This is a genomic window from Clostridium yunnanense, from assembly GCF_016595795.1.
Lineage (GTDB): Bacteria > Bacillota > Clostridia > Clostridiales > Clostridiaceae > Clostridium_AR > Clostridium_AR yunnanense.
The window spans coordinates 70,142-92,322 of record NZ_JAENHN010000048.1 but is presented as its reverse complement, the minus strand read 5'-3'; the positions used below and the strand labels follow the sequence as shown (position 1 = coordinate 92,322).

The 22,181-nt window shown below is 30.6% G+C and carries 17 protein-coding genes, 8 tRNA genes and 1 other annotated feature; of the genes, 18 read left to right on the top strand and 7 right to left on the bottom strand.

Annotated features, from left to right (window positions below; genetic code table 11):
* Window positions 1–28: 28 nt before the first annotated feature.
* The gene (locus JHL18_RS17690) at window positions 29–1,723 is read left to right on the top strand and encodes a M3 family oligoendopeptidase (RefSeq protein ID WP_200271676.1); all 1,695 of its coding nucleotides are present in this window, start codon (window positions 29–31) and stop codon (window positions 1,721–1,723) included.
* Window positions 1,724–1,859: 136 nt separating this feature from the next.
* On the opposite strand, the gene thrS is transcribed toward JHL18_RS17690, so the two are convergent.
* Window positions 1,860–3,797, bottom strand: coding sequence for a threonine--tRNA ligase (gene thrS / locus JHL18_RS17685; RefSeq protein WP_200271674.1), 1,938 nt, complete (start codon window positions 3,795–3,797; stop codon window positions 1,860–1,862).
* 148 nt (window positions 3,798–3,945) lie between these two features.
* Window positions 3,946–4,153 (bottom strand) — a binding site (T-box leader).
* Window positions 4,154–4,409: 256 nt separating this feature from the next.
* Entirely contained in the window at window positions 4,410–4,673 is a 264-nt protein-coding gene (locus JHL18_RS17680; RefSeq protein WP_200271672.1) for a hypothetical protein, read from the bottom strand.
* A gap of 195 nt (window positions 4,674–4,868) precedes the next feature.
* Here JHL18_RS17680 and JHL18_RS17675 point away from each other — a divergent pair.
* The 3 genes from JHL18_RS17675 (at window position 4,869) to JHL18_RS17665 (ending at window position 5,170) form a co-directional block, all read left to right on the top strand.
* Window positions 4,869–4,943 (top strand) — tRNA-Gly (locus JHL18_RS17675).
* A 65-nt stretch (window positions 4,944–5,008) separates the two neighbouring features.
* Window positions 5,009–5,092, top strand: a tRNA-Leu gene (locus JHL18_RS17670).
* A 3-nt stretch (window positions 5,093–5,095) separates the two neighbouring features.
* Window positions 5,096–5,170: transfer RNA gene (locus JHL18_RS17665), tRNA-Gly, on the top strand.
* Window positions 5,171–5,373: 203 nt separating this feature from the next.
* Here JHL18_RS17665 and JHL18_RS17660 read toward each other — a convergent pair.
* Window positions 5,374–5,775, bottom strand: coding sequence for an HNH endonuclease (locus JHL18_RS17660; protein ID WP_200271670.1), 402 nt, complete (start codon window positions 5,773–5,775; stop codon window positions 5,374–5,376).
* A 202-nt stretch (window positions 5,776–5,977) separates the two neighbouring features.
* Here JHL18_RS17660 and JHL18_RS17655 point away from each other — a divergent pair, with 202 nt between their 5' ends.
* The 10 genes from JHL18_RS17655 to JHL18_RS17610 all read left to right on the top strand — a co-directional run bounded on the left by JHL18_RS17655 (window position 5,978) and on the right by JHL18_RS17610 (window position 15,250).
* A complete protein-coding gene (locus JHL18_RS17655; protein WP_200271668.1) occupies window positions 5,978–6,652 on the top strand; it encodes a hypothetical protein in 675 nt (224 codons plus the stop codon).
* Window positions 6,653–6,707: 55 nt separating this feature from the next.
* A tRNA-Arg gene (locus tag JHL18_RS17650) sits at window positions 6,708–6,784 on the top strand.
* A 5-nt stretch (window positions 6,785–6,789) separates the two neighbouring features.
* Window positions 6,790–6,864: transfer RNA gene (locus tag JHL18_RS17645), tRNA-Gln, on the top strand.
* Between the two features lie 310 nt (window positions 6,865–7,174).
* A tRNA-Gln gene (locus JHL18_RS17640) sits at window positions 7,175–7,249 on the top strand.
* A gap of 63 nt (window positions 7,250–7,312) precedes the next feature.
* Window positions 7,313–7,386, top strand: a tRNA-Gly gene (locus JHL18_RS17635).
* Between the two features lie 5 nt (window positions 7,387–7,391).
* Window positions 7,392–7,467 (top strand) — tRNA-Lys (locus tag JHL18_RS17630).
* Between the two features lie 574 nt (window positions 7,468–8,041).
* Window positions 8,042–8,395 carry a hypothetical protein gene (locus tag JHL18_RS17625; protein WP_200271666.1) on the top strand — a complete coding sequence of 118 codons (354 nt, stop codon included), beginning with the start codon at window positions 8,042–8,044 and terminating at the stop codon, window positions 8,393–8,395.
* Between the two features lie 266 nt (window positions 8,396–8,661).
* Entirely contained in the window at window positions 8,662–13,617 is a 4,956-nt protein-coding gene (locus JHL18_RS17620; RefSeq protein WP_200271664.1) for an alpha-amylase family glycosyl hydrolase, read from the top strand.
* Window positions 13,618–13,836: 219 nt separating this feature from the next.
* A complete protein-coding gene (locus JHL18_RS17615; protein ID WP_200271662.1) occupies window positions 13,837–14,871 on the top strand; it encodes a sensor histidine kinase in 1,035 nt (344 codons plus the stop codon).
* Between the two features lies 1 nt (window position 14,872).
* Complete coding sequence (locus tag JHL18_RS17610; protein ID WP_200271660.1) at window positions 14,873–15,250, top strand: response regulator; 378 nt, start codon at window positions 14,873–14,875, stop codon at window positions 15,248–15,250.
* Between the two features lie 64 nt (window positions 15,251–15,314).
* On the opposite strand, the gene ispF is transcribed toward JHL18_RS17610, so the two are convergent.
* Window positions 15,315–15,782, bottom strand: coding sequence for a 2-C-methyl-D-erythritol 2,4-cyclodiphosphate synthase (gene ispF / locus JHL18_RS17605; protein WP_200271658.1), 468 nt, complete (start codon window positions 15,780–15,782; stop codon window positions 15,315–15,317).
* A 234-nt stretch (window positions 15,783–16,016) separates the two neighbouring features.
* The gene (locus JHL18_RS17600) at window positions 16,017–16,193 is read right to left on the bottom strand and encodes a hypothetical protein (RefSeq protein ID WP_200271656.1); all 177 of its coding nucleotides are present in this window, start codon (window positions 16,191–16,193) and stop codon (window positions 16,017–16,019) included.
* A 184-nt stretch (window positions 16,194–16,377) separates the two neighbouring features.
* Here JHL18_RS17600 and JHL18_RS17595 point away from each other — a divergent pair, with 184 nt between their 5' ends.
* Genes JHL18_RS17595 through rluF form a run of 3 tightly spaced genes read left to right on the top strand, consistent with a single transcriptional unit; the run spans window position 16,378 to window position 18,871 of the window.
* On the top strand, window positions 16,378–16,989 hold the full coding sequence (locus JHL18_RS17595; protein ID WP_200271654.1) for a class D sortase: 612 nt from the start codon (window positions 16,378–16,380) through the stop codon (window positions 16,987–16,989).
* Window positions 16,990–17,021: 32 nt separating this feature from the next.
* On the top strand, window positions 17,022–18,044 hold the full coding sequence (locus JHL18_RS17590; protein ID WP_200271651.1) for an anti-sigma-I factor RsgI family protein: 1,023 nt from the start codon (window positions 17,022–17,024) through the stop codon (window positions 18,042–18,044).
* A 47-nt stretch (window positions 18,045–18,091) separates the two neighbouring features.
* Window positions 18,092–18,871, top strand: coding sequence for a 23S rRNA pseudouridine(2604) synthase RluF (rluF, locus tag JHL18_RS17585; protein WP_200271649.1), 780 nt, complete (start codon window positions 18,092–18,094; stop codon window positions 18,869–18,871).
* A 77-nt stretch (window positions 18,872–18,948) separates the two neighbouring features.
* Here rluF and JHL18_RS17580 read toward each other — a convergent pair whose 3' ends face one another.
* Both JHL18_RS17580 and JHL18_RS17575 read right to left on the bottom strand, forming a co-directional pair.
* Window positions 18,949–19,869, bottom strand: coding sequence for a polysaccharide deacetylase family protein (locus JHL18_RS17580; protein ID WP_200271646.1), 921 nt, complete (start codon window positions 19,867–19,869; stop codon window positions 18,949–18,951).
* Window positions 19,870–20,053: 184 nt separating this feature from the next.
* Window positions 20,054–20,974, bottom strand: coding sequence for a polysaccharide deacetylase family protein (locus tag JHL18_RS17575; RefSeq protein ID WP_200271644.1), 921 nt, complete (start codon window positions 20,972–20,974; stop codon window positions 20,054–20,056).
* Between the two features lie 275 nt (window positions 20,975–21,249).
* On the opposite strand from JHL18_RS17575, the gene JHL18_RS17570 reads away from it, so the two are divergent.
* On the top strand, window positions 21,250–21,960 hold the full coding sequence (locus JHL18_RS17570) for a DUF3298 and DUF4163 domain-containing protein (RefSeq protein WP_200271642.1): 711 nt from the start codon (window positions 21,250–21,252) through the stop codon (window positions 21,958–21,960).
* Window positions 21,961–22,181: the final 221 nt, after the last annotated feature.

Genomic DNA, 22,181 nt, shown 5'->3' with positions numbered 1-22,181 from the left:
ATATATATTAATTTAGGGGGCATTAATAATGAAATTCAAGGATTTTAAGTATGAGAGGCCTAACTATGAAGAAGTTAAAGAGCAATTTAACTCACATATGGCTAGATTAAGAGACTCAAACAGTTCTGAGCAACAATATGAGTGCATAAAAAATATAAATGAGCTTAGAAATCACATTCAAACTATGAGTACACTAACTAATATAAGGCATACAATTAATACTCAAGATCAATATTATGATGATGAACAAAGTTATTGGGATGAATATTCGCCATTATATGATGAATTGAATTCAATATTTTATAAGGAAATAGTTAATTCCCAGTTTAGATGTAGCCTTGAAGAAAAGTTAGGTAATCAATTTTTTACATTAGCCGAGTTTTCTTTGAAAGCATTTTCTCCAAAGGTTATTGAGGAGCTACAACTAGAAAATAAGTTAGCATCGGAATATACTAAGCTGCTTGCTTCGGCAAAAATTCAGTTTAAAGGAGAAGAAAAAAATCTTTCAGGATTAGTACCATTTATACAGAGTAAAGATAGAGAAGTTAGAAAAGAAGCTTCTCAGGTTAAGTATGATTATTTCGTACAACATGAGGCAGAGATAGATAGAATATATGATGATCTTGTAAAAGTAAGAACGAAAATAGCTAGAAAGTTGGGATTTAAGAACTTTGTAGAATTAGGATATGTGAGAATGATGAGAAGTGATTATAATCCACAAATGGTTTCTAATTTTAGAAAGCAAGTCCAGGATTATATTGTTCCAGCTGCATCAAAGCTTTATAAAAGACAAACTAACAGGTTAGGCTTAGATAAGTTAAGCTACTATGATGAGAAATTCGAGTTTTTAAGTGGAAATGCAATACCAAAAGGTGATCCACAATGGATAGTAGCTAATGGCGTAAAAATGTATTCGGAATTATCATCAGAAACTAAAGAGTTCTTTGATTTTATGGTAGATGGAGAACTATTAGATTTAGTTACTAAGAAGGGGAAAGCAGGCGGAGGATACTGTACTTATATACCAGATTACAAATCTCCGTTTATATTTTCTAACTTTAACGGAACATCAGGAGATGTGGATGTTTTGACACATGAAGCAGGGCATGCATTTCAAGTTTATTCATCTAGATGGATAGAGATACCTGAGTGTAATTTCCCTACTTATGAAAGTTGTGAGATTCATTCTATGAGTATGGAGTTTTTTACTTGGCCATGGATGAATTTATTCTTTGAAGAAGATGCAGATAAATATAAGTTTATACATTTAGGAAGTGCTATAAAGTTTATACCTTATGGAGTTACTGTTGATGAATTCCAACACTTTGTCTATGAGAATCCAGATGTAGATCCAGCAGAGAGAAAGAGAGCTTGGAGAGAAATAGAAAAGAAGTATCTACCACATAAAAATTACGAGGAATGTGATTTCTTAGAAAGAGGAGCATGGTGGTTCCAACAATCTCATATATTTACATCACCTTTCTATTATATAGATTATACTTTAGCTCAAATCTGTGCACTTCAATTTTGGAAAAGAGCCAATGAAAACAGGGAAGATGCATGGAAAGACTATGTAGAACTTTGTAAAGTTGGTGGAACAAAATCATTCCTACAATTAGTTAATTATGCAAACTTGAAGTCTCCATTTGAAGACGGCTGTGTAAGTTCAATAATAAATTCTATAGAGCAGTGGCTTGACTCAGTAGATGACAAGAAGCTCTAATATTGTAAAGATACAGGATAAGATAAGAATTTACTATACAAATAAAAGTTATAAAGTAGTAGGTTTTATAACTTCAGAAATAAAGTATATATAGAGATTAAACAAAAAAATAGAACTCCCGAAGGAGTTCTATTTTTTAATGTTCTCTAGTAGCGTTTTCATTAACTAATCTTTCGATAAAGCCTAGTAATTCTAATGAACCTTCATCACCAGCTTTTCTGCTTCTAACAGATACTGAATTATTTTCTACTTCTTTTTCTCCAACTATAAGGATATATGGAGTCTTATCAACAGAAGCTTCTCTTATCTTGTAACCAATTTTTTCAGCTCTATAATCGCCTTCAACTCTTATACCTTTAAGTCTTAATGCTTTAACAACTGATTCTGCATAATCATTATACTTATCAGATATAGGAAGTACTTTAGCCTGAACTGGAGCTAACCATGTTGGTAGGGCACCTGCGTATTTTTCAATAAGCATTGCTAGAGTTCTTTCGTAGCAACCAATTGAACTTCTATGGATTACATAAGGAAGTTTCTTTTCGCCATTCTTATCTATATAAGTCATGTTAAATCTTTCAGCTAGAGCAAAGTCGATTTGTACTGTTATTATAGTATCTTCTTTTCCGTGAACATTTCTAGCTTGAATATCAAGTTTTGGTCCATAGAATGCTGCTTCACCATCAGCTTCAACGTAATCAATTTCTAAGTGATTAAGAATTTCTCTCATTAAGTCTTGAGTGTTTTCCCAAGCTTCAGGATTGTTTATATATTTTTCTTTATCATTAGGATCCCATTTTGAGAATCTATAAGAAATATCATCTTGAATTCCTAATGTAGTCATAACGTATTTTATTAAATCAACTACGTCTTTAAACTCTTGCTCAACTTGTTCTGGAGTACATACAATATGACCATCTGCTAAAGTAAATTGTCTAACTCTTGTAAGTCCATGCATTTCTCCAGAAGCTTCATTTCTAAATAGAGTAGAAGTTTCTGCGTATCTAAGAGGAAGATCTCTATAGCTGTGTTGATCTGAATTATATATTGAAAATTGGAATGGACAAGTCATTGGTCTTAAACCAAATACTTCACTGTCATGTTCCTCATCTCCTAAAACAAACATTCCATCTTTATAATGTTGCCAGTGACCAGATATTTTATATAAATCACTCTTAGCCATAAGAGGAGTTTTTGTAAGAAGATAACCTCTTCTCTCTTCTTCATCTTCTATCCATCTTTGAAGAACTTGAATAACCTTAGCACCCTTAGGCATTAATAGAGGAAGACCTTGACCTACATTTTCATCAGTAGTAAATAAACTTAATTCTCTACCTAATTTGTTATGGTCTCTTTTCTTAGCTTCTTCTAATGCTGCTAAATGCTCATCTAGTTCTGATTTTTTTGGGAAGGAAGTGCCGTATATTCTTGTAAGCATCTTGTTCTTTTCGTTTCCTCTCCAATAAGCACCTGCACTTCTAAGAAGCTTAAAAGCTTTTATTGGCTTTAATGACATTAAGTGAGGACCAGCACATAAATCAGTGAAGTCGCCTATCTTATAGAAGGATATGACCTCATCTTCTGGAAGATCATTAATTAGTTCTACTTTATAAGATTCATTTTTTTCTTCCATAAGCTTTAAAGCCTCTTGTCTTGGAAGTTCAAATCTTTCAATCGCAGCATCTTCCTTTATGATCTTTTTCATTTCATCTTCTAGTTTGTTTAAATCAGCTGCTGAAAAAGAAGTTTCTTTATCAAAGTCATAATAGAAGCCGCTAGTTATAGAAGGACCTATAGCTAATTTAGTTTCTGGAAATAGTCTTTTAACAGCATATGCTAATATATGAGATGTTGTATGTCTAAATGCATCCTTACCTTCTTGTGAATCAAAAGTACAAATGCTTAAGTTACAGTCAGTATCAACCTCAAATCTTAAATCAACTACCTTGTCATTAACGATGCCACAACAAGCTACTCTTGCAAGACCCTCACTAATGCCTTTTGCAATTTCATAAACGGATAAACCAGCTTCAAATTCTTTAACTGATCCATCTTTAAGAGTTATTTTTACCATTTGTAAATCTCCCTTCATAATAAAATTTATAGAATAGTCCTAAGTTTAAACTCGTATTCCGTGGAAAACAGATAGAAGTACATTTAAATATAGATTAAACTTGAAAAGGACAATATTTTAAACAAAATAAAAAACTCCCGTCCCTATATCAAGGGACGGGAGAATATCATTCCCGTGGTTCCACCCAAATTACTTGAAAAACAAGTCACTTTAGTTAATCTTAACGCGATTTTCACGAACTTTATTAAAGTCACTCAGAGTTAGTTTTCAGCTAATTCCATATAAAAATACTCACAGCAAATGTATTTTCTCTCTGCAAATGTACCAAAGCTTACTCTTCTCTTCATAGAATTAAACTTAGCTATTTTTTATAAATTATAAGTTTATTTTATTTTAATGTCAAGTCTTTAATAAATAACCTTATTTAAAGCAATATAAAGTTTTCAGTGTGTTCTTCTTTCTTAAATTAAAGAGAGTTAGGGCGGTAGGAGACGTCGTAAATCTAAATTATAATATTTGCATTATAGTTTGATTATGTAAACTTTTTTGTAAATATCATAATTTAAAATTGTGAAGTATATAATAAAACAACATAGAAGAAATGTTAAGGTGTTATTTAAATCTCCATACAGCAGTTTGTGAATTATATTCATTACAATAAGAGCTTTCGTAATTTAGAAATTCCAATCCCAGTTCGTTTTCATAATTGCTTATAAAACTTGTGAGTCCAATATTGTTTGTACTATATGAAGGTGTATATGGAGAACCTGTAATTTTTTCTATGATCCCAATTGTTGTTATTTCTGAATAATCATTGCATAGTTCAGTAAGTGCCCTTTTTACCTCTTCTAATAAGATTTCATCTAAGTTTTTCATAAGATAGTTCCTCCAAATAATATTTCTTATGAATTATATTAATAATAATCAATTAATATAACCAATTGTGAAAAAATGACAAGTTGAAAGATGATTGATACTCAATTTAATAAATAGCAAAAATGTCACTATATATTTACAGTGTATTCTTAATATGGTAAAATGTTACTGGGGAATGTAAAATGTGAATTATAAGCGGCAATAACTCAACGGTAGAGTGTCACCTTCCCAAGGTGAAGGCTGCGGGTTCAAATCCCGTTTGCCGCTCCAAAAAAAATATATAAAAAACTATTGATTTTATTTTTTAGTAGTGTATAATATTGTTTGTGAGCAATGCAGATGTGGCGGAATTGGCAGACGCACTAGACTTAGGATCTAGCGCCTACGGCGTGGGGGTTCGACTCCCTTCATCTGCACCACTTGCGGAAGTGACTCAATGGTAGAGTGTCACCTTGCCAAGGTGAAGGTCGCGGGTTCGAGTCCCGTCTTCCGCTCCAAATAAAAAGCAGCTAATAGGCTGCTTTTTTTATTTTATAAAATTATATATTTCTTGGGATTTTAGGACATGTATAAACTAATAGTTGAGTTAGGAACTCTATAATATTAAAATAGTGAAAATCATAAAAAGTTTTATGATTTTCACTATTTTAATATATTTTTATATTTATATACAAATAATAAGGGAGTAATGAATATAATACTAGTAATTAGAAAGTATTTTTTCTAATATAAAATCTTCTATCATTTCATTTGTGTATGATTTTTGCCCCATTATTTGAAAAATAATATCTTTTGATTTATAACCTTCTTTGAATAGTTTTATATTTTTTACAAGTTTTTTTAAACAATTGTTGTTTATATCCAATAGTCTTAGTAAATCAATAAAAGTATAGTGTTCCTTAAATAAAATGGTTTGGAGTTTATCCTGTAATTCAACTTTATATTTTAAATTGATTGCATTATTTCTATGGGGACCATCTTTGCCACGATGGTGGCTGTGACATAAATACTTGTAATTTAGCTCTATATCAAGTCCGCCTTCACTCTTATAAACAATATGATGAATATCTGCTGATTTTCCACAGATCTCGCATCGGTACATATGCATCCTCCTGAATATTTTATAATTATAAAATATCATGAACTATTGTTACAATCAAGCATATAAATGTTGAAAAATTGGATTCACATAACATAAATGGGAAGAAAAAAATCAAGTAAATGGTTTTTCATATTGTATTATGAGGTAGTATGAAATATAATTAAATAGAAAAGGTTTACATATTTAGAGAGGAAGTGGTTAAATGATAGTAACTTATAACTCTATAGATTATTGGGATAAATTGATAAGAAATAACAAAACCTTAAAATCTAGAATATTCGAAAATGAACCTATAACAGAAAAAACTGTATATATGCATTATGTGATTTTCACAAGAAAATCTGGAATACAAAGCGTTTGGACACCAATACCTAAGGTAAAAATGTTATTAGGATATATACAATATTGCCTGCTTCCAGAAGCGTTTTATAAATGGATAGAAGGAAAAAATAAGAATATAGCTGAATTCTCTCAATTGAATGCCGAAAAAATTATATCAGATGGCTTAAAGGATGGAAAGGTAACTCAATCAGAAGCTACCATAATGAAAAAGCAAATAACGTTTATAAAATCATTATGGGATGTTCCTAGTGATAAAGTTATGAAAGAATTAAAAAAGTTTTCTAGAGAGTTCAATATGAGTTGGCTAGGAGACGCGGATACATTTTTATATATGAAGGTATTTTCATCTGCATCTGAGTTAGGTCAGTTTATTATAAATACTAACTTACAAACAGATAGTGAGGATGACTTTGAGAAAAAGATAGGAATGAGTGAAGAAAAATGGATGGAACTATGCAAACAAGTGCATAAAAATCCAGTTAGTGGTGAAAAACTAAAGTTAACTTTAACAAGAGATTTGACAGAGATAGTTTAAGATATAACTATTGACATATTCCAAGGTATATATTAAAATATATTTTGTTTGAAATGCGTCTTTAGCTCAGCTGGATAGAGCAACGCCCTTCTAAGGCGTGGGCCAGGGGTTCGAATCCCTTAAGACGCACCATATTTTGGGATGTCGCCAAGCGGTAAGGCAATGGACTTTGACTCCATTATCCGTAGGTTCGAATCCTGCCATCCCAGCCAAAGCACGTTATGCGTGCTATTTTTTTTACTGCAAAGGAAAGTATGGAAATTTTGAGCTATTTAAATCTAGATATTTCAATGGTTGTAGAAGTTTTTTATGGTTATAGCAGTAGAGAAATAAAACTTATTCGCCTGCCAAATTTTCCTCATGTTCATTCGGAAAGGCAGATGCGTTAAAAAGGCTCACTGAAGAAGGTCGCTTCAGCGACTTTTTTATTGAATTTAAACATTTTATAAAATTTTTATGTAAACTTATATATGTATATATTTACAAATATTCGATGTAGTGATAAAATTATAATGTTGACATTGGGGTGTCGCCAAGCGGTAAGGTAGCGGACTCTGACTCCGCCAGTCGTAGGTTCGAATCCTACCACCCCAGCCAAGTTACTAAAAAATGTTGACAAGTAGTTTGAAATTGATTTATAATATTTATAGAATTTAATATGCGGGTATCGTATATCGGTAATACTCCAGCCTTCCAAGCTGAAAAGGTGGGTTCGACTCCCACTACCCGCTCCAAATAAGCACCATTAGCTCAGTTGGTAGAGCACCTGACTCTTAATCAGGGTGCCCCGGGTTCGAGTCCCTGATGGTGCACCAAAAATCGTAATCAAATGATTATGATTTTTTTTGTTTTAAAAAATATTTTGTATAAATTTAAATAAAAATTCACTGAAGCATACAACTTCAGTGGATTTTTTGTTTCATGAACTTGTTGATATTAAAGTTTACTGAAGATTTATTTGGATAGTTAATAACTCAAAAAGAGATATTATATAGATAAACTACTTCATATCAGAACTTATCCAAATAAAGATTCGTAGAACCATCGAAATCTTTATTTGGAGTTTAATGACTGAAGTAGTTTATAAGTTCAGCGGAATAGATAATCCAGTTCTATCTAAACAAAACTAAGTGATATTTTTTTAAACTATTAATGGCAAAAGGATTATCAAATATATATTCTATTTGGAACTGGTTCATCTTTATATATAAACATAATGGTTAGTGATTCTTAAGAAGGTTAAAATAAATAAACTATGAATTTATTTATAAGTATTATTAGATTGCTTAAGTGCAAAATATATATTGAACCATTTCAATATTAAATTAGGTGTTATTGAAGTATCTTATTAAATTTTATATTGAAAAATTATGTAAGGAGGTAATAGCTATGAATGATGGAAGAAAACAAGAAGTAGAAAATAGAATAGATCAGATAGTAGATACCGTTGAGAAGTATACAAGGACAGAAAGGCATATAGAGCAAAATCAAGATATAATATCCTCTGAGCAATTAGAACATGCTAAAGAAATACAAAATGCAAGAAAAAGAGAAATAGATACCCTAAAGGACAAGATTGTATATGGTGATAACTATAAAGAAGATGAGCAGCAAAACATAATTGATAACATGATAAATGCAGCAGGGTATATAAAGAATAATGGTGAAGATATGTCGGAAAAAGATCTCAACAATATTAAGGATAAGCAAGCTAATAGAAAAGATCAATTAGAAACATTTTAGTTTAAATAAAATTTAAATATGCACCACTTTGTAGTTAACTCAATCCGTAATCCTTTAACACGGGTTTAACTGATTAACTACAGAGTGGTACTTTTACGTAGAGAGGAAATTTATATTATGTAATGTGGCATTTTATATAAGAAGTATTTAAATAATTCATATAAACTCACAAATGAAATATTATTGTGAACATGTATAATATAATTAAATGCAAACGGTTTCGCAGAATATGCAATCGATTGCATAAAGTTATAAGGGGGATGAATATGAGAAAAAAATGTTACAGAGCTCTAAGTTTATTTGCCTGCCTTACGTTATTTGTTACTTTGTTTAGTAATATGTATGTAAGAACGGTTAGAGCAGAAGATGAACCTACTTTACAGGCTGATGCAATAGCCACTGTCGTAGGTGATTTTTTTGCGGACAAATCTGAACAATGGAATGCAACTAATTTAAAAGGTCTTATGAAGGAATATAAGAATGGTATATTTGAGACTTCATTGGATCTAAAAGCAGGAAGTTATGAATATAAGGTTGCCATGAATAAGTCTTTTGATGAGAATTATGGAAAAGATAGTGTTAAGGGTGGCGCAAATGTAAGTTTAAAGTTAGTAAATGATACTAAGGTATATTTTAGATTAGATTATAAACAAAAGAAATTATATGATTCCATAAATAATGCTGACCAATTCAAGACTAAGGCTATATTAACTGGTAATATAGATAACCTCTTAGATAATGGTAAGTCATGGGATCCAAGTGATAATAATTTTAAGCTTGATTATATAGGTGGAGGTATTTACAGTAAGACTTTTAATATAAAAGATTCTGCAAAAGCTGATGACTATAATCTTAAATATAAAGTAGCATATAATGGAGCTTGGAGTAATGGTGAAGTTAGTGATGATATAAGCATAACTATACCTAAGGGAACTAATCAAATAACTATTATCGCTGATTACTTACAAAGATATGTAAGTAATGATATAAGTGTACAAGAATACTCAAAGAGTCCATCCTTGATTGGAACTATAAGACAAGGTGGAGAAGCAGCTAATTGGAATAGTAATGAAAAAGGATGGGAGCTTTCACCATTAGATAATAGCGGACTATTTGTATATTCAAATTATTTTATTAATGGTGGGGATTTTGAATATAAGATTCTTAATAACTATTCATGGGCAGATGGCGGGGTTCCAGGTGGACCAAATGTGAAGATAACAATACCTAATGGAGGAAAACAAGTAGTTTTTGTAGCAGATGAAAAGAATAAGGTAGTTTATGATTCTATAAATAATTATACAAAAATAACAGAATTATTAGGGCTTAAAAGTGTTCCTAAACCTCCAGTAGAGTTAAATGGACCTGTTGTAAACGATAGCGGAACTGTAAAGTTTTTATACAAAAACTTGGATGCTAAGGAAGTATATTTGGCTGGAGATATAACAGATTGGCAAAACAATAAGATTAAGATGGTTAAAGATGCTAATGGAATATGGTCAGCTTCAATTAGAGTTGGTGATGTTGCAAAGGATATACAGTATAAATTTATAGTTGACGGCAATTGGATAATGGACCCATCAGTACAAGATCAAAAGGATGGTAACTCCATATATAAATTTGTAGGTTTTTCAGGTAGAAAAGTAGTTATAGCAGGCACTATTCAAACTGTTGCAGGGGAATCAGCATGGACTGCTGGTTCAGATAAAACGTCAATGGAATATGTAGGAAGTGGAAAGTATAAATTTACTTTAAAAGATGTTCCATCTGGAAGTTATGAGTATAAGATAGCAATGGGAAGCTGGACTGAAAATTATGGTCAGAAGGCTGTAAAAGATGGTGCTAACATTCCACTTGTTGTTTCAAAGGTTGGAGATGTTACATTCTATTATAACGATGATAGCCATTTTGTGGTTGATTCGACAAGCTATACAATGGTAGATGCTTTTATAACTGGTCCTGAACTTTCTAAAAAAGTTAAACTTGAGGATAATGATTATAAGGGAATTTATTCAGCTCAACTAAGTTTGAAAAAAGGAATCCATGATAAATTAGTAATAGAATGTGGTGATAAGACTTATAATGTTAATCCTATAGAACTTTCTGAGGATAAACTAGTATCGATAAACTTCGATCCAGTAACTGAGACTATTTTTAATGATGCTGCTACAGTAAGAATTAATGAAAATGAAGTTTCATTTGATTCTAAAAGTTCGAATTATAAATTACCATTTGGCGCAGCAAAAGAGGGAGAAGAATTAACCTTCAATTTAAGGGCTGCTAAAGGTGATTTAACTGAAGCAAAGGTAATTGTAAAAGGTCCAGAAGGAATCAATAAATATGAAATGAGTAAAAATGGAGCTTTTGATGATAATCATGATAAATGGACTGCTAAGTTTAAACTTAATACTATAGGACAATATTCCTATTATTTTGTTATATCAAATGGATCAGATGTAAAGACGTATAGTGACGATGATGGATACTTTGGTACAGGTAAGACTGGGGATTTATCATCTGTATTGGAGTATGGCTTAAATATCTACAAGAAAGACTTCAAGACTCCTGATTGGATGAAAAACGGTGTTGTATATCAGATATTCCCTGACAGATTTTTTGATGGAGACACTGGCAATGATTTCTTGCAAAAACTTTCAAGAGGAATGACTCCATATGAATTCTACACAAACTGGTATAGTATAACGGAAGATCCGGAACTTGAATATTTAAAAGATAAAGATGGAAATGTGATAAAAGATGAAAATGGAAGTCCAAAATTAAATCCTGATTATAAGGGAGCTATAGGTGATAACAATTGGAGTAATGAAATGTATGGGGGAGACCTTAAAGGGGTAGAAAAGAAACTTGATTATCTTAAGGCTCTTGGAGTTAATATACTTTATTTTAATCCTGTTGGACAATCTATTTCCAGCCATAGATATGATACTACTGATTACTCAAAGGTAGATCCACTGCTAGGAAACATGCAAGATTTTGCAAACCTTACAAAGGCAGCTAGTGAAAGAGGAATGCACATAATACTAGACGGAGTATTCAACCATGTATCTGATGATTCGGTATACTTTGATAGGTATGATAAATATATGACTAAGAATAAACCAATAGGAGCATATCAATACTGGTCAAGGGTTTATGACCTAATGAATTCGCAAAGTATAAGTCAGCAAGAGGCAGAGAAACAGGTGACTGCTGATTTGTCATCGAAAGGAATAACAGATCTTCACTACAAAGATTGGTTCAAAGTTGAGAACAAAAAGGTAGATTCTGGTCTTTCAACTGAGCATTACAGCTATGAAGGCTGGTGGGGATATGATTCTATGCCAGTTATACAAGCCCTGAATGGATCAGAATATCAGGTTAAATCTTGGGCAAATGAAATAATTGATGGACAAGATGCTGTATCTAGATTGTGGCTAAGACAAGGTTCAAACGGTTGGAGACTAGATGTTGCAAATGAAGTTTCAGATGAAACTTGGAGAAATTTTAGAGGTGCAGTTAAGTCTGAAGGTGATAATGTTATTATAGGAGAAATCTGGACTGATGCATCAAGATATATCCTTGGTGATATGTATGATTCTGTAATGAATTATAGATTTAGAGGTGCAGTCCTTGATTTTGCAAAAGGAACTAAGGACGATAACAAAACAGTAACTTCAGCAACAGAGTCCGTAAAAGAATTAGAGAAAATGAGAGAACAATATCCAAAGGAAGCTTTTGAAGCAATGCTTAATTTAGTTGATTCTCATGATACTCAAAGAGTGCTATCTGCACTAGATGGCTGGCAAAAAAGTCAAAGAGGAATTGCAGGAGAGGCATCTGAATTAGCGAAACAGAAGTTACGATTGGTACCTTTCTTACAAATGACCTATCCAGGAGCACCATGTATTTATTACGGTGATGAAGCAGGAATTGTTGGTGCTGATGACCCGGACAATAGAAGAGGTATGATATGGGGAAAAGGGGATAAGGATATTGTAGAGTGGTATGCTACTCTTGCAAATATAAGAAATGCGTATAGTGTTCTTAGGACCGGAGATATAAATTCTCTTGATACAGATAAGGAAAATTTAAATGATGTAATAGCATTTACTAGAACTGATAATGAAAATAAGGCTTTAGTGGTTGCCAATAGAAAAGCTTCTGTAGTTGAACTTACATTAGAAGCAAAGGGAATAGAAGATGGAACTAAACTGACTAATATATTAAATAAATCTGAATGTTATGTGGTTAAAGATGGCAAGGTTACTATTAAGGTGCCAGCTATTGGCGGAGTTATTCTTGTTGATGAAGTAAAAGAAGTAGTAGTAAATTCAGATGCGTTAAAGGCTGCTTATGAACCAAGCTTTATAGTAAAAGACACTAAAATTCCTACTAGTGATAAAGAAATTTTAGCTGAAGTTTCTAAAGCATCAAACTCTGGTAAGGAAGTAATAGTATCAACTCAAATTGAAGAAGTATCTAAATCAATATTTAGCGAAGCTGGAAAGAACAAGGTTAAGCCAGTTATACAAAGAGGTGATACCACAATAACTATTGAAGATTCTAGTAAACTTTATGACATTCTTACTAATGCTGGACTTACAGGTTTGATATTTAGAACTTATGATACTTTAGAAAAACAAGATGTATTAAAGAGTATTAAAGCTAGGTATTCTCCTGAATTGGCTTTTCAATTAAGAATGGATAATAATCTTCCAGAAGGTAAGTTTGGAACTGATGTGACTGTAAAACAAAGGATAGATAGTAAGTATAATGATAAAGCATTATATGCTTATTATATTGATAACAACGGTTCACTAATTCTTATTAGTAACAGTACTGTCAAAGATGGATATATTTCTTTTGTGACCACACATTGTAGTGATTATTTAATTACAGACAAAAAACTTGAAAGCACAAATACTGACAATAATGGTGGAAATACAGGAAATAACAATAGTGGAAATACAGGTGGAAATAGTAACAATGGTAATGGTGCAGGTGATAGTCCAGCAAATAATGGACAGAATAATAGTGGTTCAATAAGCAATGGTGTAACTCCTAGCTCTGGAAGTAATAATAGCATAGCAAACGGAGCTGGGGTAAGCCAAATAGCTAAACTCGGGGGGATATCAAGTATAGCAATATTATTATTTGCAATTGTATTTATTGCAGCAGGAGTATTATTAGTAACAAAAAGAAAAAATCCGTTGAATAAGTAGCTTGCATGAGTTAAAATTACATTATAATGAAGTTAAGGGGGCGTGTCATAAAGGCAGGCCCTCTTCACGTTATAGTGATAGACAGTAAAGTTAACATTGCTGGGATGATAAATTTAAAGCTTATAATTCCTTAAAATTTTGATTTATTGTTAAAGAATCTAGAGCATTAATTTTAAAAGTAATCATTTTAGATATTTATTACGACTTTTGGAGGTATTTATGTTCAACAACAAGATAGCTAGACTTAAATTAATATCTTTAATAATAATCATGCAGGTAATTGTAATTTTTATATGTTATTATTGTCTAAATATTAGAGAGAGTTTTAAGTACAGTATAATGTTATTTTGTAGTATATTAGTAGTAGTAACAACTGTACTGTATATAGCTTATAATTTAAAAAGTAATGAAATAAAGAAACTCGAAAATATAATAACTGAACATGAAGATACAATAAATAGATTGATAGTTTATAAAAAAACCGAAGAAGAGCAATTTGAACTATTATCAGATGTATCCCATGAGTTAAGAACACCGCTTACATCCATAATAGGATTTGCAAAGATAATAAATAGAAGGCTCAACAAGATGATAATTCCATTTATAACAAATGAGAATAAGCATGGACAGAGTGATAAAAGTGAAATTGGTAAAGCAATTTTAGGTATCAATAAGATAAGCGAAAATGTAGAAATTATAATATCGGAAAGTGAGAGATTGACTTCACTTATAAATAATTTGCTGGATTTTTCGAAGCTTAGATCAGATAAAGTTGATTGGAAAGTAGAAAAGGCAGATTTGAGAGAGATAATAAGTAAAGGTATACTTATATCTTATTCTCTTTTGGATAATAAAGATTTAGAACTAAATGATGAAATTGATGAAAATATTCCTCTTGTATATGTGGATAAAAATAAAATTTTACAAGTTATAATTAATCTACTATCTAATGCGATTAAGTTTACTGAAAGAGGTAAGATAATTTGTAGAGCACAGATGTATAATAAAAATGAAGTACTTATAAGCGTTGAGGATACTGGAGCAGGTATACCAGAGCAATATTATACAAAGATTTTTAGACGATTTGAGCAGATTCCAAGTGATTCGCAAAAACCTCAGGGATCAGGTCTTGGACTAGTCATATGCAAGGCAATTGTTGAAAAGCACGGAGGGAGTATTTGGCTTGACAGTAAAGTAAATAAAGGAAGTATTTTTTATTTTACTATACCTGTAAATCAGACAGAAGGTGAATAATATGAAAAAGTTAATGATAGTAGATGATGATAATAATATAAGATTATTAATAAAACAGACGCTTGAAGAATTAGAGGGTATTGATATTAGAGAAGCAAATAACGCAGAGGATGCTCTACATATGGTGCAGGAAAGTAAACCAGATTTAATTTTATTAGATGTTACTTTGCCTAATATGAATGGTTATCAGTTTCTTGAGAAAATAAAACAATCCCCAGAGCTTGAAAGTATTAAGATATTTATGATAACGGCAAAAGCACAAGAAAAAGAAATAAATATAGGCATAGGGCTTGGCGCAAATTTGTACATAACAAAACCTTTTGATCCAGAGTATTTGCTTATAAATACCTGTGAATATTTAAATATAAATATCGAATAAAGATAAATCACCTAACTAGCAGTCTTATAAAATAAGCTGTTAGCTAGGTGATTTACTATTTAAATTAATCTATTAAACATATCGCTTGTGCAGATATACCTTGCCCGTTACCTGTAAAGCCTAAACCTTCTTCTGTAGTTGCCTTTACATTAATTTGATCTACAGAAATGCCTAAAGCAGAAGAAATATTTATTCTCATCTCGTAGATAAAAGGTGCAAGTTTAGGTTTTTGAGCAATAATAGTGGAGTCTATATTAACTATCTTATATTTATGGTCTAATAGTAATTTGTTTACTTCCGAAAGTAACTTTATACTAGACGCTCCTTTAAATTTGTCGTCAGTATCAGGAAAATGTGTTCCGATATCGCCTAATGAAGCAGCTCCTAGTAATGCATCCATAATAGCATGAAGCAGTACATCAGCGTCTGAGTGGCCTAATAGACCAAGATGAAATGGAATGTTTACTCCTCCCATTATAAGGTCTCTTCCTTCTACAAGCTTATGAACATCGTATCCCATGCCTATTCTCATGTTTATCACCTCAAAGTTATATTTAAGTAGTATTCTACCATAAAAATATTCTTAAGGTAATATAAAGCTTTCAGACTTTTATAAGTAACACTTGAGGAATATTAATCAGAAATTTAATTTTTTAGCTAGGTTTATAGTGAAAAGTATAAAAATATATTAAGTTATATAGCATGTGAAGCCGTAAAAACAATTATATTATAAACAAGTGCCTTATAAACGTTTACAGAAGGTTCGTTATAAAATAGTATTAGCTTTATATACAGTATCTAGATATTTTCTTGAGTTTGACTTACCAGAAAAAATCCTCTTAAATCTTACGATTAATTTTCTAAAGAATGATGTTTTGCACTCTTCTGAGGTAATTACTTTCTTTTTTTGGGCAAAATCAACATATACTACATTATTTTTCATGGTATCACCTCACTACATATTTTATAATATTATTATAACATAAAATTGTATGAATATTAAGAAAAAATCTGTTAATAACAAAGTCATTTTATTTCATAGACTTTTTATAGGATTAAAATTAAGAACAAGTCTATGTTATAATATAGTATATGATTAATTTTTAAAAATGAGTAGGGGGAAGTGTATGAAAAAGAAAATTATTAATATAGTAGCAGTTATACTCATAGTATCAGGAATAACAATGATAGGTGCAACTATTTTTATGAAATATACTGCCCATAAAAAACAAGCTGAACTTAGGGCTTCTTTTGAAAAGATGGATGATGCTGGTAAAGTTAATCCTGGAGTAGATGCGAGTAAATCTACGGTGAAAGATTCTAATAGTGATAATAAGAATGAACAATCTAATGTTAAACCAATAGCGTTGCTTATAATACCTAAAATAGATATAAATGTTGTAGTTGGAGAAGGGACAGACGATGATTTGCTTAGATATGCAGTTGGTCATTTTAAAAACACTGCGCTACCAGGAGAAAAAGGGAATTTGTGTCTAGCTGGTCACAGAAACTTTACCTATGCAGAATATTTCAAAGACTTAAATAAACTTGAAAAGAATGATGAGATAATAGTAAAAACCAAGGATAAAGAATTTACCTACTTAGTTACAACAAGTTTCATTGTAAACCCAGATGAGGTAGATGTGCTAAGCCCCACAAAGGATGAGACAATAACATTGGTTACCTGCACTATTGGAGCTAAGCAAAGACTTATTGTGAAAGGAAGCTTAAAGAAATAAGTGCTACTTTAAGTTTATAGGAAGTATTAAAAATGGATGTATTTAGTAAAGATAAGTATATATTTTCATCAAGACCGAAGATAAAGGTAGTCAAGGATATTGATTTTTATTATGGTAAACAAATTTCATTATTTGTTAAAGAGTTAAGATTATATGGTGTTACAAATAAAAGTCTTATAAGTAGAGCGCCTAAGTATGAAACTAGAAATTACTTGCTAAATATAGCTTTATTTGTAGTTGAGAATAAGGCGGTTTTTGAAGATATTGTTTCTAAAAGAGACATACAGATTTCAAAGCTTTCCAGAGTCACAGGTGCTTCTAGGAGCATTATTGAAAATTGGAGAGACTACTTGATTTCATATATAGTATTATTTTCTAACCCAAACTATATCAAGATTAGAGAATATATTAATATCCAAGAAAGAACTGTTGATGAATCTGGTATGTCAACTGATGTAAAACTAAATCAGAATGATATAGAGTACGCAGGGATTTCTATAAAAAATGAAAAGAAGTATTCAGATATCCTAACTAGTATGGGAGAATTTATTAGGATAAAGAACAGTGATTTAAACAAAAAAATAGGACAAGAATTGCGTGGTAAAGAAAAAAAGACTTTTAAACATTATAGTAAAATAGTGGCTTGTTTGGCTAGTGTTATTATTATTGCAAGTTCAGTAGCTATTTATATGTATAATCAAAATTATACAACTTTGGTTGTAAATTTAAATGCTAAGGTTGTATTTGAAATGAATAGATTTAATAGGATAAATGAAGCCTATTCTCAAAATGCCAATAATCAAAACATGCTTGATAACTTAAAGGTGCAGCATGATAATGTTGATGATGGAGTTACAAAGCTTTTTAAATACCTTAATGAGCAGAAAAAGTTATCAGATAAAGACATATTACTAGTTGTTTCTGGACATAAATTAGATGATGATGATTTACAAAAGTTAGAGCAATATATACGAGATAATAATGAACAAAAAGATAATAAAAAAATTAAAATAACCATAAATAATATGGGAAATGAGAAAAAGATAGATTACTAACTGCTAGAGCGGTGGCATGAATAATATTACTGAAAGGAATTTCATAGATGAAGAGCAACATCAAGAAGAAAAGTGTAGTTATCCATAATGATAAGAAAGAAGAATTAAGGATAAATAAATACATAAGTGAGACAGGTATATGTTCTAGAAGAGAAGCAGATAAGTTGATAGAACAAGGAAGAGTAAGTATAGATGGCAAAGTGGCTACTACAGGTACTAAAGTAGGTTTAAATCAGAAAGTTCTAATAGATGGAAAACCAATCTCAAAACAAAATGAAGCTGTTTATATAGTCTTAAATAAGCCTGTGGGTATAACCTGTACTACTGAAAAGAAGATTAAAGGAAATATAGTGGATTTTGTGAATCATAAAAAGAGGATATTTCCTATTGGAAGATTAGATAAGGATTCACAAGGACTCATTTTACTAACTAATGATGGGGATATAGTCAATAAGATTTTAAGAGCTGGTAATAATCATGAAAAAGAGTATATTGTAACTGTAAACAAACCTATTACAGATGAATTTATAAGTAATATGGCAAAAGGAGTTCCGATTTTAGGAGTCATAACAAAGAAGTGCGTTGTAAAAAGAGAAGGAAAAAGTGTATTTAGAATAGTTCTTACTCAAGGCTTAAATAGGCAAATCAGAAGAATGTGTGAGTATTTTGGTTATAAGGTTGTAAAGTTAGAAAGAATAAGAATAATGAATATTAATCTTGGAGGCTTGAAGATTGGACAATGGAGAGAATTAAGTCGTAAAGAGATGGACGGCATAAATAAGTTGATTTCTGATTCAGTAAAAACTGAGGAAGCGTCTACACTTTAATGACTTCCTAAAGGATAAAAAGTGGACATTTAAACTACTCGCGTATGTTAATAGTTTAAATGTCCATTTACTTTTAGTTATTTTTTCTTAGTATTTAATATTTTAATAAAATCATTTAGTGAATGTTTATTTCCTATGTATAACCTATCTAAATTATATATGTTATCTTTTTTATCTGCTAAAGCTAATGTAGCACTTTGAATATTAAAAGACATTTTATATCCAGCTTGTTCAGCCGCCTTTTTAGAATCTTCACTTAAGTTAGAAGATGGGAAAGCTACATAACTTATAGTTTTGCTTAACAATCCTTCTAGAGTTTGTTTGGAATTCTTTAATATATCAATTTGTTTATTTAAATTTAGCTTGGATATATTAGAAATCTCGCCAAAATGGCTTTCTATATCTATACCATAGTTTGAAAGCTCTTTAAGTTGTTCAACATTTAAATAGGATGGATTATTTACGGAATCACTTATCATAAATATAGTAGCCTTAAAACCAAGTTCTTTTAGTATAGGGAAAGCATACGTATATGTACCTAAATAACCATCATCGAAGGTAATAACTATTGATTTCTCGGGGATACCCCTATTTTCTCTAATGTAGCCATAAAGCTCGTCCATAGTTATTGGAAAATAGCCGTTATCCTTTAGGTATTTCATTTGTTCTTTGAATTTATCAGGATCTAAAACTAGATCTGATCCTTTAGTTGAACTTACATCATGATAGCACAATATAGGTAGCCCATTGTCATCATTTGTAAGCTTCAATCCTGAAAATCTATCTTTATTAGGAACATCTGTTGAAGTGGACTTAGTATTGTCAACAACCTTATCTGCAGTTGCTGGTACTTCAGTAATTTCCTTGGTAGTAACTTTTGTCTCTAAAGTGGCCGAACTATTATTTTTCCTTGCTGACTGACCTACAAATATAACAAAAACAATAGCTATGGCAAGAAGTATGCATAAAATAGATAAAAAGGTATCTTTCTTCTTCATATAATCCATCCTTTTTACGTGTAATATTTAATAATCATTTAACACCCATATTATAACATGATAAGCATCATTTCTACAAATGAGAAATATACAATCAATATATTTAAATCTTAAAATATAAATTTTAGGTTGTTTTTAAGAATATTGTTGAAATTAAGTGGTTATGGTAGAGATACATAACCACTTAATTTCGTTTCAAGGTAACTATTTTTATAAAATTACTCATAGATAAACTATTACCTATGTAAAATCTATCGAGGTTATATAAGTTATCCTTCTTATCAGTATAGTCTCCTTCGAGATTGAAGGCCATCTTATATCCAGCAGCAGCTGCAGCTTTTTTTGAATTATTATTTAGTTTACCATATGGGTAAGCTATATAGTCAACTGGTTTGTTTAAGCGGTTCTCAAGTGAATGTTTAGATTTTTCAAGTATATCTATTTGTTCTGATAAACTAAGCTTAGTAAGATCAGAATGATCTGTAGTATGACTTTCTATATCAATACCATATTCTGAAAGCTCTTTAACTTGATTAGAAGTTAAGTATGAATCTTTATCTACACACTCACTTATCATAAAGATAGTTGCAGTAAATCCAAATTCTTTGAGTATAGGAAATGCATAAGTATAGTTACCTATATAGCCGTCATCAAAGGTTAATACTATTGATTTTGATGGTATAGGTATGTTTTCTCTTAAGTACCCGTGAAGTTCATCTAATGTAAGTGTAGAATAATCATTGTCTTTTAAGTATTTCATCTGTTGTCTAAATTTATCAGGATTAAGCAAAAGATCATTCCCTTTAGTGGGATTCACATCATGATAGCATAAAATAGGTATACCAATGTCAGCAGTTGTAAGGGTAGAATTATTAAGTTTAATGAGAGTAGTTTCAGTATTGAAAGTACATTTTTCTATTGAATAGATATCATTAGATATCACAGATTTTATGGGACTATTTTTATTTGCTTCAATAATTTTTAATTGTGGTAGAGTAACTAATCTACTTTCAATTCTTAATGACTGCCCAATTAGTACAACTAAGATAATCAATGCCGTAATAATTATACATACTATGGATAGTAGTGAATCTTTTTTATTCATAAAAACTCTCCTTTATCATGAAGTTTTATATAGTAAGTTTAAGTCTATGTAGGCTTTTTTTACTTTTAGTCCAATTAAAACCATCATTAGTTATTATATTTAATGGGAATAAAATTATTCAGAATGTATATTACATATAATGGAAAATTATTCACATTATCCACATTTACATGTGGATAAGTTGTTAAAGTTTTGTGAGTTTTATGTTTATAACTGCTTATAGTTATTGAAGTTGTGGATAAAATATTATTAAAAGTATAAGGAGGGATAAGAGTATGATAAACATAAGAAAAATATCTAAATTAATTGGAGTTATTTTTTTAAGTTTTATTATGTGTGGAATGACTTTAGTAGATGAAGGGTATAAGTTTACTGAAAAGAAAATAAACGAAACTAAGTCATATGGAACTATAGATATAAAGATACCAATTATTGCTGAAAGCAATAATAACGTGAAAGAGTTTAATGGTATAGTTGAGGGAGATATAGCTGATTGGCAAAAAGACTTAATTGAACTAGCTAAGCAAGATGAAGCTGAATCAAAAAGTAAAGGTATAGATTTTAGGCCTTATTCATTAGATACAGTATACAAAATACCGTATAACACTAAAAACTTTGTGAGTTTAGTAGTTGACTATTATCAATACACCGGAGGGGCTCATGGTTTAACTACAAGAAATACATATAATTATGATTTTAATAAAGGAAAAAGATTAAGCTTATTTGAATTGTTTAAGGAAGGATATGATTACCAAACTAAAATAAATGATATTATTAGGCAACAAATTGCCAAAAATCCAAGTGAGTATTTTCAGGATGAAAATGGATTTAAAGGAATTAAGAACAAACAAGATTTCTATATTGATAATGATGGAATAGTTATAGTATTTCAACTATACGACATAGCGCCATATGTTTCAGGAATTAAGGAATTCCATATTCCATTTTCATCAGTTCAAGATGGATTGATCTATAAGTTTAAATAATTATTGAAGCTAATATATATAAATCATATAATAGGTATTAAGGAAAATTGTGTATGCTAATACAATTGTCTTATTGAAAAATAAGATAAACACTCTGACTTTTACAAAGGAAATCTCATATATAGGGATCCATTACAGAAATTTAAGATGTACATATCGGAAGTCTAAAAAAGATAGCATGTACAGTTTAATGATAGAAATCGGATCCCTATAAATATTTA